Raw genomic sequence first — 14767 nt, forward strand, 5'->3', positions numbered from 1 at the left:
GCTCACCATGAACCAGTCCCTGCACACCGACCGTGCGCCCGCTGCCATCGGGCCGTATTCTCAGGGCATCCGCGCGGGCAATACGCTGTATGTGTCCGGCCAGCTGCCCATTGATCCCGCCACCGGCGCCTTTGCCGGCGAGGATATCCGCACCCAGACCCGCCAGTGCCTGACCAATCTGCGCGAGATTCTCAAGGCGGGCGGTGCCGACCTCCACCAGGTGGTCAAGACCACCGTCCTGCTGCGCGACATCGAGGATTTCGCAGCGATGAACGAGGTCTATGCCGAGTTCTTCACGGAACCCTACCCCGCCCGGGCAGCGTTCCAGGTGGCGGCCATCCCCAAGAATGCCCGCCTCGAGATTGAGTGCGTCGCCGTTTTGTAACATTGTGCAACACAGGAGACCCTGCGGGGTCTCCCTGTTTCATCCATCCGTTATTGTTTTGAAACTACAACGAGGAGGAACCCCTTATGGTATTGGATGCAAAAGGAAAACCCTGTCCGCAGCCGGTGGTGCTGTCCCTGAAAGCGCTGGCCGACTGTGCGCCCGGCGAGGCGCTGGAAGTTCTGGTGGACAATGAGGCCGCGGTGGAGAATCTGCGCCGCATGGCTTCTTCCAAGGGCCGCACCGCCCAGGTCCGTGAGGAGCAGGGCGGATGGCGCGTGACGATTGCCGCCCCGGACGGTTCTGCCGTGCAGCCCGCGGCCGAAACCCCGATTGCCTGCGTTCCCTGCGGCGGGGCCGTGGTGGCCGTCAGCGGCGCCACGATGGGCCGCGGCGACGAAAAGCTGGGCGCCATCCTGATGAAGGGCTTCCTGTACGCCCTGGCGCGGCTGGAAACGCCGCCCCGCACGGTGGTGTTCTTCAACGGCGGTGCGCACCTGACCTGCGAGGGCAGCGAGTCGCTCGAGGACCTGCGCCTGCTGGCCGAGTCGGGAACCGAGATCCTGACCTGCGGCACCTGCCTGGACTTTTACGGCCTCAAGGACAAGCTGGCCGTCGGCGGCGTGACCAATATGTACCGCATCACCGAGCTGCTGACCTCGGGCGCGGTGGTCCTGTGATCTACCTGAACTATGCGGCGACCTCGCCCCGCAAACCGCCTTGCGTCGCCGAGGCGATGGTGCGGGCGCTGGAACAGGGCAGCAGTGCCCGCGGCGCGGGGGACAGCGATCTCGATGCGGCGCGCACCGTCTACCGGGCGCGGGCATCGCTGGCGTCGCTGCTGGGATTTTCCCACCCCGAGCGGGTGGTCTTTACGGCCAACGCCACCCAGGCCCTGAACACCGCCATCTTCGGGCTGCTGCGCGGCGGCCGGGTGCTGAGCACCGACTGGGAACACAACTCGGTGCTGCGCCCGCTGTACCGGGTGCAGCGGGAACGGGGCGTTGCGCTGGATTTTGTGCCGGCCGACCCGCAGGGCCGGCTGGACCCGGCGGCGTTTGAACGGCTGCTCCGGCCCGATACCCGGGCCATCGTCTGCACCCATGCCTCCAACCTGACGGGGGACATGAACGATCTGGCCGCCCTGGGCCGGCTGGCTGCCGCCCACGGGATTCCGCTGATTGTGGACGCCGCCCAGACGGCGGGCTGCCATCCGCTGGATATGGAAGCGCTGGGCATCTCGGTGCTCTGCTTCACCGGCCACAAGGGACTGATGGGCCCCCAGGGTACCGGCGGTCTGTGTGTGGCGCCGGGCGTGGAGCTGGAACCGCTGATCACCGGCGGCACCGGGGTCCATTCCTACGACCCCGCCCAGCCGCAGGCGTACCCCGAACACCTCGAAGCCGGAACCCTCAACGGGCCCGGCATTGCGGGGCTGGGGGCAGCGGCGGAATTTCTGCGTCAGGTGGGCGTCGAGGCAATCTGCGAGAAGGAGGCCGCAATGACCCGCCGCTTCCGGGAGGGAGCCTGTTCCATCCCCGGCGTGACGGTCTACGGCAATTTCTCGGCGCCCCATGCGCCGATTGTGCTGGTCAATCTGCGGGGCTGGACCAGCGACGAGGCAGCGGACGAGCTGTCCCGGGTGTACGGCATTTCCGTGCGTGCGGGGGCACACTGTGCGCCCCGGCTGCACCGGGCTCTCGGGACGCAGCAGACCGGCGCCGTGCGGTTCAGCTTCGGGTGGTATACCACCGGCGAGGAACTGGATGCCGCCCTGATGGCCCTGCAAAGGATGGCGGCGGAATGAGAGTGCGTGAAAATCAGTGGGTGGCGGCGTTCCCGACCACGACGGCGGCCCTGCACGCCGAGGAAGTGTGCCGTGCAAACGGCGTGCCGGGACGGCTGATTCCGCTGCCGGCGAGGATTTCGGCGGGGTGCGGGCTGGCCTGGGCGATGCCGGAATCCGCCAAACCCGCCTTTGATGCGGTGGCACCGCAGCTGGACATCCAGGTGCTGTGCGAGCTGATGCTGTGACCGAAAGGGGAAGTGAGGATGCTTGTTTTGATCCGCGGCGCCGGGGACATTGCCACCGGCATTGCGCTGCGCCTGGTGCGCGCCGGCTGCCGCCTTGTGATGACCGATCTGCCCGTCCCGACCTCCATCCGGCGGACGGTGGCTTTCTCCGAGGCGATCCGTCTGGGCGAGACCACCGTCGAGGGGGTGCGTGCGGTGCGGGCCGACTCGCCCCGCGCGGCGCTGGAACTGGCGGCGTCGGGGGTGGTGGCGGTGCTGGCCGATCCAGAAGCCGCCTGCCTGGCCGAGATCCATCCCGATGCGATGGTGGATGCGATTCTGGCCAAACGGAACCTCGGCACCCGGAGGGAGGACGCCCCGGTGGTCATCGGGGTGGGGCCGGGCTTTACGGCCGGCGTGGACTGCCATGCGGCGGTCGAGACGATGCGCGGCCATACCCTGGGCCGGGTGTATTATACCGGCAGCCCGCTGCCCAACACGGCGGTGCCCGGCCTGATCGGCGGCTATGCCGGCGAGCGGGTGCTGCGCGCCCCGGCGGACGGCATCTTCACCCCCTGCCGGGAGATCGGCGACGAGGTGCAGGCCGGCGATGTTGCGGCCACCGTGGCCGGCGAGCCGATGGTCTGCACGATCAGCGGTGTGCTGCGCGGCCTGCTGCAGGCGGGTGTGCCGGTCCGCAAAGGCATGAAGTGCGGGGATGTGGACCCGCGCGGACAGAAGGAAAACTGCCGTCAGGCGTCCGACAAGGCGCTGGCGGTGGGCGGCGGCGTGCTGGAAGCGCTGCTGCATTTCACCCATCGGATGGAGGATTGACGGATGGCGGACGTGCAACTGACAAAACTGGCCGAATGTGCCGGCTGCGGTGCCAAGGTCGGGGCAGGGGAGCTGGCCAAGCTGCTGGCGGGACTGCCGGTCAACCGGGACCCGCGGCTGCTCGTGGGGTTTGACCGCAGCGACGACGCGGCGGTGTATCAGATCAGCGAGGAGCTGGCCCTGGTCCAGACGGTGGATTTTTTCCCGCCCGTGGCGGATGACCCGTATGTGTACGGCGCCATTGCGGCGGCCAATGCGCTGTCCGACATCTATGCGATGGGCGGCGAACCCAAACTGGCCCTCAACGTGATGGCGGTCCCGCGGGATATGCCGCGGGAGACCGTCCATGAAATCCTGCGCGGCGGCTATGAGAAAGTCTATGAGGCCGGCGCCCTGATTGCGGGCGGACACAGCATCTATGACCCCGAACCCAAGTACGGCCTGACGGTCACCGGTTTTGTGGACCCCCGTAAGATGCTGACCAACGCCGGCACCCGGCCCGGGGATGTGCTGATCTACACCAAGCCGTTGGGCATCGGCGCGCTGACGGCGGGTGCCAAGGCGGGACTGCTGGCCCCCGAGGATGTGCGCCGCGGCGAGCAGCTCATGATGACCCTCAACCGCGCGGCCCGCGATGTCATGGTGCAGTATCCGGTCCATGCCTGCACCGATGTGACGGGGTTCGGCGTGCTGGGCCATGCGCTCGAGATGGCCCAGGGCAGCAACACCGAGCTGCATCTGGACCCCGCCGGCTTTGAGATGATCCCGGCGGCACTCGAGATGGCCCGGATGGGCGTCCTGCCCGAAGGCCTGTACCGTAACCGCCATTTTGCCGAGGCCCAGGTGCAGCCGGGCCGGGTGCCGCTGGCCATCCAGGACCTGCTGTATGACCCGCAGACTTCGGGCGGCCTGATGATGGCCGTGGACCCCGACGCCGCCGATGCGCTGATGGCGGCACTGCGCGCCGCACCGGGCGTGCCGGCGGCCTGCCGTGTGGGCAGAGCCGAGACCTACCGCGGCGGAGCGCGGATTTTCCTGGAGGATATCCCATGAAAGAGAGAGAACTGGCCGACGCGCTGCTGACCGCGCTGGACGCCGGGGAGCGGGCGGTGCTCTGTACCGTTGTGGCAACCGCCGGTTCGGCGCCCCGCGGTGCCGGTGCCAAGATGGCCGTGCTGCCCGACGGCCGCAGCCTGGGCACGGTGGGCGGCGGCCGGGTGGAACAGCTGGCCATCCGGCATGCCCGCGAACTGCCGCCCGATGCCGCACCCCACACCCTGCACAGTGCGCTGGACGGGGCGGGGATGATCTGCGGCGGGGAGGTGACCCTCTGCTTCACGCCGCTCACCCCGGCGCTGCGCGGCGCGCTGCAGCGCTGGCGGGACCTGCTGGCCGCCCACAGTCCGGGATGGTTCTGCCTGTCCCTGACCGGACAGGGCCCCGCCCTGACCGTGACCGACCGGGAACCGGATGCCCGGCCCGACCTGTACCGGGAACCCTTCGGCCGGGAGGGAACGGTCTACCTGTTCGGCGCCGGCCATGTCAGCCGAGCCCTGGTGCCGGTGCTGGCGGGGGTGGAGTTCCCGGTGGTGGTCTACGATGCCCGCCCCGCGCTGGCCGACCCCGCAGCCTTCCCCGGGGCGGACCGGGTGCTCTGCGGGTCCTTTGCCGCCATTGCGGAGCATCTGACCGTGACGCCCCGGGATTATGTCGTTGTCATGACCCCCGGCCACGCCGATGACCTGACGGTGCTGCTGCAGGTCATGCCCTGCCGCCCGGCCTACCTGGGCTGCATCGGCAGCCGGACCAAGGCGGCCGCCACCCGCCGGGCGCTGGCGGAACACGGATTTTCCGAGGAGGAAATCCGCCGCCTGCAGCTGCCCATCGGCCTGGCCATCGGTGCGCGCACCCCTGCCGAGATCGCCGTGAGCATTGCCGCCCAGATGATCGCCGCCCGGGCCGCGCTGCGCGGGGACCACAGTCCCAAGCCGTGCCCCGAGGCTGCAGAAAAGGAGAGTCTGTCATGAAAGCCCTGCGTTTTGCAAGCATCGTGCTGGCAGCCGGTCTGCTGGCGGGCTGCGCATCCTCTGCGCCGTCGTCTGCGTCCGGCGACACCGTCACGCTGACGGTCTTTGCGGCGGCCTCGCTGCAGGAAACCCTGACCGAGGCGGCCGAACTCTACCGCCAGACGGTCCCCGGGGTCGAAATCCTCTACAATTTTGATTCGTCGGGCACCCTCAAGACCCAGATCGAGGAGGGTGCCGACTGTGACATCTTCCTCTCGGCGGGCCAGAAACAGATGGACCAGCTGGACATCGGGGCGGACCCTTCGGTGAATACCGACGGCCTGGACTTTGTGGACGACACCACCCGGCTGGACATTCTGGAAAACAAGGTCACCCTCTGCGTGCCGGAGGGCAACCCCGCGGGGATCACGAGCTTTGACGTGCTCAGCGAGCGGCTGGCGGCCGGGGACGTGCTGATGGCGATGGGCAACGAGGATGTGCCGGTGGGACAGTACACCCAGAACATCCTGGCCTGGTACGGCCTGGACGAGGCCGCCCTGGCCCGGGAAGGCTGCCTGACCTACGGCAGCAACGTCAAGGAGGTCACCTCCCAGATCACCGAGGGCGCCGTGGACTGCGGCGTGATCTACTGCACCGATGCCTATTCGGCCGGCCTGACACCGGTGGACTACGCCACCGAGGAGATGTGCGGCCAGGTCATCTATCCGGCGGCCGTCCTCAAGACATCCGCCTATCCCGACGAGGCCCGCGCCTTCCTGGACTTCCTGTGCTCCGACGAGGTCGGCAGGATTTTTGAGAGCGTCGGCTTTACCGCACTGGCATAATCCGTGCCTGAGGTGTATCATGGACTGGTACCCGCTGTACAACTCGCTCCGCATCGCTGCCATCTCCACGGCGGCGGTGTTTGCGCTGGGCATCCCTGCGGCGTTCTACGTCGCCCGGGCCCCGCGCCTGCTCAAGGGCGCTCTGGACGTTGTCTTCACGCTGCCCTTGGTGCTGCCGCCCACTGTGGTGGGCTATCTGCTGCTGCGGCTGCTCGGGCCGCGGCGGCTTCTCGGCGCCTGGGTGCTCTCGGTGTTCGGGCAGAAACTCACCATGACCTGGTGGTCGGCAATCTTTGCCACCACGGTGGTGATCTTTCCGCTCATGTACCGCACGGCCCGCGGCGCCTTTGAATCCTTTGATGAGACGCTGGCCGACGCGGGCCGCACGCTGGGCCGGTCGGAAACCTGGATTTTCTGGCGGGTGCGGATGCCCGCCTGCCGGCAGGGCATTCTGGCCGGCATGGTGCTGGCCTTCGCCCGCGCCCTCGGCGAGTACGGCGCCACCTCGATGATCGCCGGCTATACCCCGGGGCGCACCGCCACCATCTCCACCACGGTCTACCAGCTCTGGCGGACCAACGACGACGCGATGGCGCTGCGGTGGGTGCTGGTCAACCTGGCCATCTCGGCGGTGGTGCTGCTGGCCGTCAATCTGCTCGAACGGCGCAGCGGGAGGCGGACGGCATGGCACTGAGTGTGGATATCGAGAAGCGGCTGGGCAATTTCCGGCTGCGGGTGCGGTTCGACACCGACCGGGAAATCACGGCGCTGCTCGGCGCTTCGGGCAGCGGCAAGAGCATGACCCTCAAATGTATTGCGGGCATCGAGCGGCCCGACCGCGGCAGAATCCTTCTCAATGGCCGGACGCTCTTTGACAGCGAAGCCGGCATCTGCCTTCCGCCCCAGCGGCGCCGGGTGGGCTATCTGTTCCAGCAGTATGCGCTGTTCCCCAACATGACGGTCTACGGCAATGTGCTGGCCGGGGCCCACGGCCGCCGCGCCGAGCGCCGGCAGATCGCCCTCGACAACATCCGGCGGTTCCGCCTCGAAGGCGCCGAGCATCTCCGCCCGGCCCAGCTGTCCGGCGGTCAGCAGCAGCGCACGGCGCTGGCCCGCATCTTTGCCAGCGACCCCGAACTGCTGCTGCTCGACGAGCCTTTCAGCGCGCTGGACGATACCCTCAAATGGCAGGTCGAGCTGGAACTGGCCGACACGCTGCGCCGCTATCCCGGCGGCGTGGTCTTTGTCAGCCATGACCGGGACGAGGTTGCCCGCCTGTGTGACACCGTCTGTGTGCTGGACAACGGCCGCGCCGACCCCTGCGTGACGGTCCCGCAGCTGCTGGAAACCCCCGCCACCTGTGCGGCGGCGCGCATCTCGGGCTGCCGCAACCTGGCCCCCGCCCAACCGGTGGGGGATGGCCTGCACTGCCCGGCCTGGGGCGTCACGCTGCGCTGCAATGCCCCTGCGGAGGCCCGCTGGGTGGGCATCCGTGCCGGGGACCTCACGCCGTCCGGCACCGACAACCCCATCGCCTGCCGGGTACGGCGGGTCATGGGCGGGGCCCGCACCCTGACCGTGGTGCTGGACTGCCCCGGCGGCGGGACCCTCTGCTGGGAGACCGACCGCTCCGCCTGGGAGGCGCTGGGCCGCCCCGGACACCTGACTCTGCACGTCCGCCCGTCCGACGTGCTTGCGCTGAAGGATTGATGTATGGAAGATTTACAGGGCAGAACGATTGAATATCTGCGGATGTCCGTCACCGACCGCTGCAACTGCCGCTGCCTGTACTGCATGGAACCCCAGGGGGTGCCCATGCTCAGCCACAGCGCCGTGCTGCGCTACGAGGAACTGGCCGACATTGCCCGTGCCGCGGTCCGCTGCGGCGTGCGCAAGATCCGTCTGACCGGCGGGGAACCGCTGGTCCGGCGCGGCCTGCCCCAGCTCTGCCGGATGCTGCGTGCGATTCCCGGCGTCGAGGAGCTGGCCCTGACCACCAACGGCCTGCTGCTGCCCCGGCTGGCCGCCGAGCTGCGGGCCGCCGGTGTGGACCGGCTCAACATCAGCCTGGATTCCCTCGACCCCGAGGTGTACCGCCGCCTGACCCGCGGCGCCTCGCTGGACGACGCCCTGGCCGGCCTGGATGCCGCCCGGGACGCGGGATTTACCGGCACCAAACTCAATACCGTGTTGATCGGCGGCGTCAATGACGGCGAGATTGCGGCCCTGGCGGCGCTCTCCCGCACCCGACCCGAGATTGCCGCCGTCCGCTTCATCGAACTGATGCCGATGGGCCCCTGTGCCCACTGGCCGGCGCCCCGGTTCCTTCCGGCCGATGCGGTGCTTGCCGCCCTGCCCGACCTGCGCTTTGCGGGGCAGGACGGCGTGGCCGAGTGCTACCGTGCGCCGGACGGCACGACCGTGGGCCTGATCCGGCCGCTGAGCCACAAATTCTGCACGGGCTGCAGCCGCATCCGGGTCACGTCGGACGGGATGCTCAAACCCTGCCTGCACTCGGCCGCCGAACTGCCGCTGCGCGGCCTGACCGGCCCGGCGCTGGAACAGGCCATCCGGCAGGGCATCCGGCAGAAACCCGCCGAGCATCATCTGGGCACCGACCTGCCCAGCGAGAGCGCCCGGGACATGAACGAGATCGGAGGATAATCCATGGAAGAACTGACCCATTTCAATTCCCAGGGCCGTGCCCGGATGGTGGATGTGACCGCCAAGGAGGTCACCTGCCGCATTGCGCGGGCCGCGGGCCGTGTGCGGATGAACGCCCGCACGCTGGAGCTTGTCCGCAGCGGCGGCATCGCCAAGGGCGATGTCCTGGCGGTGGCGCAGGTCGCGGGCATCATGGCGGCCAAGCGCACCTGGGAGCTGATCCCGATGTGCCATCCGCTGCGGCTGTCCGGTGTGGACCTGCGGTTTGCCCTGGAGGAGGACGGCATCGCCATCGAAGCCGAGGTCAAATGCAAAGGGGAGACCGGCGTCGAGATGGAGGCGCTGCAGGCGGTCTCCACCGCGGCGCTGACCATCTACGATATGTGCAAGGCCGTCCAGCGCGATATGACCATCACCGACATCCGCCTGCTCGAAAAGCAGGGCGGCAAGAGCGGACATTTTGTCCGGAAGGAGGGGTGAGGATGGCATCCGTTACGGCAGTCTGCCTCAGCGAACGCAAGGGGACCCGCAAACACCCGGTGCCCGAAATCCGCCTGGAGGTGGGAACCGGCGTCGTGGGGGACGCCCATGCGGGCAACTGGCACCGCCAGGTCAGCCTGCTTCCCGACGAGAGCGTGGACACCATGCGCGCCGCAGGCCTCACGCTGCATCCCGGCGATTTTGCCGAGAACATCCTGACCCGCGGCATCTGTCTGCGGACCCTGCCGGTGGGCACGATGCTGCAGGTCGGGACCGCCTTGCTCTGCGTCACCCAGATCGGCAAGGAATGTCACAATGACTGCGAAATCCGCCGCCTGACCGGCCGCTGCGTCATGCCCACCGAGGGCATCTTTGCGGTCGTGGTGCACGGCGGCACGGTGCGCGGCGGCGATGCCGTCACGGTCCGGAAGGAGGAAACCCTGTGAAACTGATCCGTACCCAGGACGCGGTGGGTCACGTCCTCTGCCATGATATGACCCAGATCATCCCCGGCGTCAGCAAGGGCCCCCGCTTCCGCAAGGGCCATATCGTCACGCCGGAGGACATTCCGGTGCTGCTCTCGATGGGCAAGGAGAATCTCTATGTCTGGGAGATGCAGCCCGGGATGCTCCATGAAAACGAAGCCGCCGAGCGTCTGTGCGCCCTCTGCCTCAACGATGGGATGCAGCGCAGCGAGGCGCGGGAAGGCAAGATCGAGCTGACCGCCGACCGGGACGGCGTCTTTCTGGTGGACAGTGACCGCCTGATTGCCGTCAACTCGGTGGACGAGGTCATGATTGCCACGATCCACGGCGGCACGGCGGTGCACCGCGGCGATAAGCTCTGCGGCACCCGGGTAATTCCGCTTGTCATCGAGGAGGAAACACTCCGCCGCGCCGAGGCCGCTGCCGGCGGCCGTCCGCTGCTGGAACTGCGCCCCTACCGGCTGCGCCGTGCGGCGGTCATCACGACGGGCAGCGAGGTATATAAAGGCCTCATCCCCGACAGCTTCACCCCGGTGGTGCAGAACAAACTGCAGCAGTTCGGCATCGAGATGTGCTGCCACCTGACGGTGGACGACGGGATGGATCATCTGCTCGAAGCCCTGGACAAGGTCCGCGCCACCGATGCGGAACTCATCCTCTGCACGGGCGGCATGAGCGTTGACCCCGACGACAATACCCCCGGCGCCATCCGCCGCAGCGGGGCCGACATCGTCACCTACGGCGCGCCGGTGCTGCCCGGCGCCATGTTCCTGCTGGGCTATTACCCCGACGGCCGCCCGGTCTGCGGTCTGCCCGGCTGCGTCATGTATGCCCGCACAACGGTCTTTGACCTCGTGCTGCCCCGCCTGGCCGCCGGCGTCCGGCTCACAAAACGGGATTTTGTCACGATGGGGGAGGGCGGTCTCTGCCTGGGATGCCAGCCCTGTACCTATCCCCATTGCCCCTTCGGAAAGTGAGGAACCCATGAACTTCACAGCCAGAATCATCACGGTCAGCGACCGGTGCAGCCGCGGCGAGCGGCAGGATACCGCCGGCCCGGCGGTGGCGGAACTTGTGCGGCAGGCGGGATACCGCGTCTGCGGCGTTGACCTGGTCCCCGATGAACAGCCCCTGATCGAGGCCGCACTGTGCCGCGCGGCGGACGAGGAGGATGCCGCCCTGATCCTGACGGTCGGCGGCACCGGCTTTGCGCCCCGGGATGTCACCCCCGAGGCGACCGCCGCCGTCTGTACCCGGGCCGTGCCCGGAATCCCCGAAGCGATGCGCGCCGCGTCGCTGCGCATCACGCCCCGGGGCTGCCTGTCCCGTGCGGCGGCCGGCATCCGCGGCCGGAGCCTGATCGTCAATCTGCCGGGCAGCCCCAAGGCGGCTGCCGAAAACCTGCAGGCCGTGCTGGACTCGCTGGAACACGGCCTGACCATGCTGCGCGGCGGCCCCGCCGACTGCGCCGCCGAACCAACGAAGGAGGGAGTCCGATGAGCAAGCGTGTCCTGATCCTCTCGACCAGTCCCCGCCGGAACAGCAACTCCGACGCGCTGGCCGAAGCATTTGCCGCAGGCGCCCGCGAGGCGGGCCATACGGTGGAAAAGATCAGCCTGATCGGCAAACAGATCGGATTCTGCCAGGGCTGCCTGGCCTGCCAGACCACCGGCCGCTGCGTCATCCATGACGATGCCGACCGCATTGTGCAGCAGCAGATGCTCCATGCCGAGGTGCTGGTCTTTGCTACCCCGATCTATTACTACGAGATGTCCGGCCAGATGAAAACGCTGCTGGACCGCTCCAATCCGCTCTACGGCGCCGACTACGCCTTCCGGGAGGTCTACCTGCTGGCGACCGCCGCGGAGGACGGCGAGGATGTCTGGCGCCGTGCCGCAAGCGGCCTGGAAGGCTGGGTGGCCTGCTTTGAGCGCGCCCGGCTGGCCGGGGTGGTCTTTGGCGGCGGCGTCACCGAGGCCGGTGCCATCCGCGGCAATGCCGCGCTGGACCGCGCCTTTGAGGCCGGCCGGAATCTCTGATCCTGCATACCGGGCCCGGCAGCTGCATACCCTAGTTCCGGGTGATCGTGTATGAAACAATGGAAACCGTATGTCCTTGGCATTCTGCTCACCGAGGCGGTGGGCGGACTGTCGGGCTGGCTGACCCGGGACGGCGCCAGATTTTACAGCGAAGCCATCGTGCAACCGCCCCTGTCGCCGCCCGCCATCGTGTTCCCCATCGTGTGGGGCATCCTGTTCGCGCTCATGGGCATCAGTGCGGCCCGGATCTGGCTGGCCCCGCCGTCGGCGGACCGGACCCGGGCGCTGCGCCTCTTTGTCCTTCAGCTCGGATTCAACTTTTTCTGGAGCATCTTTTTCTTCAACCTGCGGAACTTCGGGTTCGCCTTCATCTGGCTGCTCGTGCTCTGGGCCCTGATCCTGGCCATGATCCTCGCGTTCCGCGCCGTGGACCCGCCCGCTGCCTGGCTGCAGGTGCCCTATTTTGTCTGGGTGACTTTTGCCGCCTACCTCAACCTCGGCGTCTGGATTCTGAACCGATAAGAAAAACGCGATGGAGTCAAACTCCATCGCGTTTTTTCATCGTGTGCTCAGTTATCCCCTCTGTGATACCGGATCTTCATGTGCTCAGAGGCGGTTTTGAGAATCTGGGCAAGGGCCTTGTCCGACTCTTCCTTGACCATGTCGGCAATCTTGCGGTTGGCTTCCTTCAGGATTTCGACGGGCTCGCCCTGCCGGATCTTCTCATCGTACTCGTAGAGGAGCTGCTGTCCGCGGTTCATCACAGCGTTCACATATCGCTCGTCAAACAGCAGGGCATTGCCGAACTGCGCGTCGGTCAGCGCGGCAATGAGCCGGCTGTGCCAGTACATGCTGTCCGTGGAGACCGTTTCGGTGGTGCCGCTGAGATACTTGGGGAACTCCGTCACATTCGCATAGACCGGGAAGCAGGCCGTGAAGCCGCTGCCGCCCATGGACAGCCACTCCACACCCTGAATCGCCTCGGGCAGATCGCCGCGGATCTGCAGAATCCCGCAGACATCGCTGTTGGGCACGCCGATTGTGCGGTACTTGCCCTTGCACGCGGCGGTCTTGTCGTAGGGATTGTAGGGCGTTCCCTGATAATAGGAACCCAGCAGATACCGCACATCCTCCACCGTCACCTTGCGCTCCGGCACAAACGACCAGGGAATGTCGTTGCTCTCGGGGGTGAAGTCCGCGTTCTCCCCATCCCACTTGTAAGTCCGGGGCAGGAAATACCGGCCCATGAACCAGGCGCGGGGCGTATTGTAAATATGGTCCGCGTCGGAATGGGAACCGAAGGCCAGCCGCGGGTTGAACTCTGCCCCCGTATCCAGCGCCAGATGATACTTTTCGACGAACTCCCGCAGATCCTGGGAGCAAAGGTTTTCCTTCTGCGCCCCGTAGGCATCCGCAAAATCAAAATGATCCAGGCCGAATTGGTTGGGCATGACGACCACGCGGTCATCGGGCACCCGCCGGGCGATCCAGTGATGACCGCCGATGGTTTCCAGCCACCAGACTTCGCCGGCGTCCGCAAAGGCCATGCCGTTGGGCTCATAGGTGCCGTACTGCTCCAGCAAGGCGCCGGTGCGCAGCACGCCTTCCCGGGCGGAATGAATGTAGGGAAGCACCAGCGTCACCAGATCTTCCTCGCCGATGCCGCCGGGAACCTCCTTGGTGCTGCGGCCTTTCTTTGCCTGATACCGCACATAGGGGTCCGCGCCGATAACCCGGGCATTGCTGGTGATCGTCTCGGTGGCGGTCATGGCCACGTTGGCCTCATTGATGCCGCAGGCGGGCCAGACGCCGTTGGACTTGTTTACGTTGGGACAGTCGGTATAGCGCATAGCGTTCTCCGGCAGCTCCACCGTCAGGTGAGAGATGACCGTTTTGTAGGTGGCGGCCTTCTCCCGGGCCGGGTGGGTCAGCAGACGCTTGGCCTCAAAGGCGCCGTCATCGTTGCGGGCAATGATCGTGGAACCGTCATGGCTGGCTTTCTTGCCCACCAGAATTGTTGTACAGGGCATAGGTGTCTCCTTTTTCTATGTACATCCTTTTCGGATTGCGTGCAGCGTTGGTTTCACTGCACAGCAAACTTCCTGCAAACGAAAATCGACAAAAAATCTGTTTTTTCTGTCTTTTTCGACACATTTATCATAGCACGGACCCCGTACGATTTCCAGCCTGTTTGCCCGCTGTTCCGGATTTTTCATCCTCCGGGGGCGGTCTATCCGCCAAACATCCGCGCCTACCGGAATTCCCGGCCCGGACCGTCAGCGCTGCCGCGATGAAATGCCTTCCCTTTACAGCAGCGATTTGATCATGATGATGCCGTGATAGTTCTCCCCATAGCAGTTGGGCACAAACCCGGTGGGCACAAACCCGATGCTGCGGAAGAAATCAAAATGGGCCCGGCCCAGAGAGCGCAGCGTCCGCAGCTCCTCGGCAAAATCGGTGATCGGATGACCGTGACAGGACATCCCGGTGGAGCCGATTACATATTTGAGATTGCGATAGCCCTTTTGCCGGGCGTACTCCTCCGCCTGGCGCAGCAGCGGCGCCAGCGGCTCTTCCATCACAAAGGTGCCGTGGTCATCAAACCCGAGGTTTTCAATCGTCATGGTGGAATAGCCCGGGAACTCGGCGCAGAGAATCCAGTCTTTCGGTTTGCCGTCGCTCTCGAGATACCAGCCCACCAGGGTGGCCAGCAGCTGTACATCCTGCAGCTGTTCACTGGCGCCCTCAAAGTCCCACCAGTCCGGCTTGATGCCGGCCATCAGCGCGGCGACCGCCCCGACGCAGGACGGCTCAATGCGATGAATGGTCATAAGGTCCCTCCTTACAAAAGAACAGGGGCAAGGATGCAGCATCCTTGCCCCGTCTGGCGGAAGCGGTGGGATTCGAACCCACGTGCCCTTGCGGACAACCGCATTTCGAGTGCGGCTCGTTACGACCACTTCGATACGCTTCCGGATCATGAATTGATGTTCCGGGCGTCTGGCGGCGCTCCGGA

At 66.5% G+C, this 14767-nt stretch carries 19 protein-coding genes and 1 tRNA gene; 17 read left to right on the forward strand and 3 right to left on the reverse strand.

Features of this window, described 5'->3' with window-relative positions; all coding sequences use genetic code 11:
• Window positions 1-7 precede the first annotated feature (7 nt).
• The 17 genes from U0L91_RS04055 (at window position 8) to U0L91_RS04135 (ending at window position 12273) form a co-directional block, all read left to right on the forward strand.
• Entirely contained in the window at window positions 8-385 is a 378-nt protein-coding gene (locus U0L91_RS04055; protein WP_330044938.1) for a RidA family protein, read from the forward strand.
• An 86-nt stretch (window positions 386-471) separates the two neighbouring features.
• Entirely contained in the window at window positions 472-1065 is a 594-nt protein-coding gene (gene yedF / locus U0L91_RS04060; RefSeq protein WP_330044939.1) for a sulfurtransferase-like selenium metabolism protein YedF, read from the forward strand.
• Window positions 1062-2192 carry an aminotransferase class V-fold PLP-dependent enzyme gene (locus tag U0L91_RS04065; RefSeq protein WP_330044940.1) on the forward strand — a complete coding sequence of 377 codons (1131 nt, stop codon included), beginning with the start codon at window positions 1062-1064 and terminating at the stop codon, window positions 2190-2192. Before yedF ends, U0L91_RS04065 begins: the two co-directional genes overlap by 4 nt.
• The gene (locus tag U0L91_RS04070) at window positions 2189-2419 is read left to right on the forward strand and encodes a putative Se/S carrier protein (RefSeq protein ID WP_330044941.1); all 231 of its coding nucleotides are present in this window, start codon (window positions 2189-2191) and stop codon (window positions 2417-2419) included. The genes U0L91_RS04065 and U0L91_RS04070 overlap by 4 nt, the downstream gene beginning before the upstream one ends.
• 18 nt (window positions 2420-2437) lie before the next feature.
• Window positions 2438-3232 (forward strand): selenium-dependent molybdenum cofactor biosynthesis protein YqeB, encoded by a 795-nt coding sequence (gene yqeB, locus U0L91_RS04075; RefSeq protein WP_330044942.1) that lies wholly within the window; start codon window positions 2438-2440, stop codon window positions 3230-3232.
• A gap of 3 nt (window positions 3233-3235) precedes the next feature.
• Complete coding sequence (selD, locus tag U0L91_RS04080; RefSeq protein ID WP_330044943.1) at window positions 3236-4285, forward strand: selenide, water dikinase SelD; 1050 nt, start codon at window positions 3236-3238, stop codon at window positions 4283-4285.
• Window positions 4282-5259 carry an XdhC family protein gene (locus tag U0L91_RS04085; protein ID WP_330044944.1) on the forward strand — a complete coding sequence of 326 codons (978 nt, stop codon included), beginning with the start codon at window positions 4282-4284 and terminating at the stop codon, window positions 5257-5259. Before selD ends, U0L91_RS04085 begins: the two co-directional genes overlap by 4 nt.
• Complete coding sequence (gene modA, locus U0L91_RS04090) at window positions 5256-6083, forward strand: molybdate ABC transporter substrate-binding protein (protein WP_330044945.1); 828 nt, start codon at window positions 5256-5258, stop codon at window positions 6081-6083. The genes U0L91_RS04085 and modA overlap by 4 nt, the downstream gene beginning before the upstream one ends.
• 19 nt (window positions 6084-6102) lie before the next feature.
• Window positions 6103-6777: a molybdate ABC transporter permease subunit gene (modB, locus tag U0L91_RS04095; RefSeq protein ID WP_330044946.1), complete on the forward strand. Its 675-nt coding sequence runs from the start codon at window positions 6103-6105 to the stop codon at window positions 6775-6777.
• Window positions 6768-7793, forward strand: a complete 1026-nt coding sequence (locus tag U0L91_RS04100; protein WP_330044947.1) for a sulfate/molybdate ABC transporter ATP-binding protein — start codon at window positions 6768-6770, stop codon at window positions 7791-7793. The genes modB and U0L91_RS04100 overlap by 10 nt, the downstream gene beginning before the upstream one ends.
• A gap of 3 nt (window positions 7794-7796) precedes the next feature.
• Window positions 7797-8747 (forward strand): GTP 3',8-cyclase MoaA, encoded by a 951-nt coding sequence (gene moaA, locus U0L91_RS04105; protein WP_330044948.1) that lies wholly within the window; start codon window positions 7797-7799, stop codon window positions 8745-8747.
• A 3-nt stretch (window positions 8748-8750) separates the two neighbouring features.
• Window positions 8751-9227: a cyclic pyranopterin monophosphate synthase MoaC gene (moaC, locus tag U0L91_RS04110; protein WP_330044949.1), complete on the forward strand. Its 477-nt coding sequence runs from the start codon at window positions 8751-8753 to the stop codon at window positions 9225-9227.
• Window positions 9228-9229: 2 nt separating this feature from the next.
• The gene (locus tag U0L91_RS04115; RefSeq protein ID WP_330044950.1) at window positions 9230-9673 is read left to right on the forward strand and encodes an MOSC domain-containing protein; all 444 of its coding nucleotides are present in this window, start codon (window positions 9230-9232) and stop codon (window positions 9671-9673) included.
• Window positions 9670-10689 (forward strand): molybdopterin-binding protein, encoded by a 1020-nt coding sequence (locus U0L91_RS04120; RefSeq protein ID WP_330044951.1) that lies wholly within the window; start codon window positions 9670-9672, stop codon window positions 10687-10689. The genes U0L91_RS04115 and U0L91_RS04120 overlap by 4 nt, the downstream gene beginning before the upstream one ends.
• Before the next feature lie 7 nt (window positions 10690-10696).
• Window positions 10697-11212, forward strand: coding sequence for a MogA/MoaB family molybdenum cofactor biosynthesis protein (locus U0L91_RS04125; protein ID WP_330044952.1), 516 nt, complete (start codon window positions 10697-10699; stop codon window positions 11210-11212).
• Window positions 11209-11751, forward strand: a complete 543-nt coding sequence (locus tag U0L91_RS04130; protein ID WP_330044953.1) for a flavodoxin family protein — start codon at window positions 11209-11211, stop codon at window positions 11749-11751. Before U0L91_RS04125 ends, U0L91_RS04130 begins: the two co-directional genes overlap by 4 nt.
• A 51-nt stretch (window positions 11752-11802) precedes the next feature.
• On the forward strand, window positions 11803-12273 hold the full coding sequence (locus tag U0L91_RS04135; protein WP_330044954.1) for a TspO/MBR family protein: 471 nt from the start codon (window positions 11803-11805) through the stop codon (window positions 12271-12273).
• 47 nt (window positions 12274-12320) lie between these two features.
• Here the strand turns inward: U0L91_RS04135 and U0L91_RS04140 are convergent, their stop codons facing one another.
• From U0L91_RS04140 to U0L91_RS04150, 3 genes are all read right to left on the reverse strand, one after another.
• Complete coding sequence (locus tag U0L91_RS04140; protein WP_330044955.1) at window positions 12321-13781, reverse strand: C69 family dipeptidase; 1461 nt, start codon at window positions 13779-13781, stop codon at window positions 12321-12323.
• Window positions 13782-14057: 276 nt separating this feature from the next.
• Entirely contained in the window at window positions 14058-14582 is a 525-nt protein-coding gene (locus U0L91_RS04145) for a hypothetical protein (RefSeq protein WP_330044956.1), read from the reverse strand.
• Window positions 14583-14636: 54 nt separating this feature from the next.
• Window positions 14637-14725: transfer RNA gene (locus U0L91_RS04150), tRNA-Ser, on the reverse strand.
• Window positions 14726-14767 lie beyond the last annotated feature (42 nt).

This window comes from Gemmiger sp. (genome assembly GCF_036306485.1).
Classification (GTDB): Bacteria; Bacillota; Clostridia; order Oscillospirales; family Ruminococcaceae; genus Gemmiger.

Bases quoted from the DNA above. Each gene is read 5' to 3' on its own strand.
- U0L91_RS04055 (WP_330044938.1), top strand. From the start codon at position 8: ATGAACCAGTCCCTGCACACCGACCGTGCGCCCGCTGCCATCGGGCCG.
- yedF (WP_330044939.1), top strand. From the start codon at position 472: ATGGTATTGGATGCAAAAGGAAAACCCTGTCCGCAGCCGGTGGTGCTG.
- U0L91_RS04070 (WP_330044941.1), top strand. From the start codon at position 2,189: ATGAGAGTGCGTGAAAATCAGTGGGTGGCGGCGTTCCCGACCACGACG.
- yqeB (WP_330044942.1), top strand. From the start codon at position 2,438: ATGCTTGTTTTGATCCGCGGCGCCGGGGACATTGCCACCGGCATTGCG.
- selD (WP_330044943.1), top strand. From the start codon at position 3,236: ATGGCGGACGTGCAACTGACAAAACTGGCCGAATGTGCCGGCTGCGGT.
- U0L91_RS04085 (WP_330044944.1), top strand. From the start codon at position 4,282: ATGAAAGAGAGAGAACTGGCCGACGCGCTGCTGACCGCGCTGGACGCC.
- modA (WP_330044945.1), top strand. From the start codon at position 5,256: ATGAAAGCCCTGCGTTTTGCAAGCATCGTGCTGGCAGCCGGTCTGCTG.
- modB (WP_330044946.1), top strand. From the start codon at position 6,103: ATGGACTGGTACCCGCTGTACAACTCGCTCCGCATCGCTGCCATCTCC.
- U0L91_RS04100 (WP_330044947.1), top strand. From the start codon at position 6,768: ATGGCACTGAGTGTGGATATCGAGAAGCGGCTGGGCAATTTCCGGCTG.
- moaA (WP_330044948.1), top strand. From the start codon at position 7,797: ATGGAAGATTTACAGGGCAGAACGATTGAATATCTGCGGATGTCCGTC.
- moaC (WP_330044949.1), top strand. From the start codon at position 8,751: ATGGAAGAACTGACCCATTTCAATTCCCAGGGCCGTGCCCGGATGGTG.
- U0L91_RS04115 (WP_330044950.1), top strand. From the start codon at position 9,230: ATGGCATCCGTTACGGCAGTCTGCCTCAGCGAACGCAAGGGGACCCGC.
- U0L91_RS04125 (WP_330044952.1), top strand. From the start codon at position 10,697: ATGAACTTCACAGCCAGAATCATCACGGTCAGCGACCGGTGCAGCCGC.
- U0L91_RS04130 (WP_330044953.1), top strand. From the start codon at position 11,209: ATGAGCAAGCGTGTCCTGATCCTCTCGACCAGTCCCCGCCGGAACAGC.
- U0L91_RS04135 (WP_330044954.1), top strand. From the start codon at position 11,803: ATGAAACAATGGAAACCGTATGTCCTTGGCATTCTGCTCACCGAGGCG.
- U0L91_RS04140 (WP_330044955.1), bottom strand. From the start codon at position 13,781: ATGCCCTGTACAACAATTCTGGTGGGCAAGAAAGCCAGCCATGACGGT.
- U0L91_RS04145 (WP_330044956.1), bottom strand. From the start codon at position 14,582: ATGACCATTCATCGCATTGAGCCGTCCTGCGTCGGGGCGGTCGCCGCG.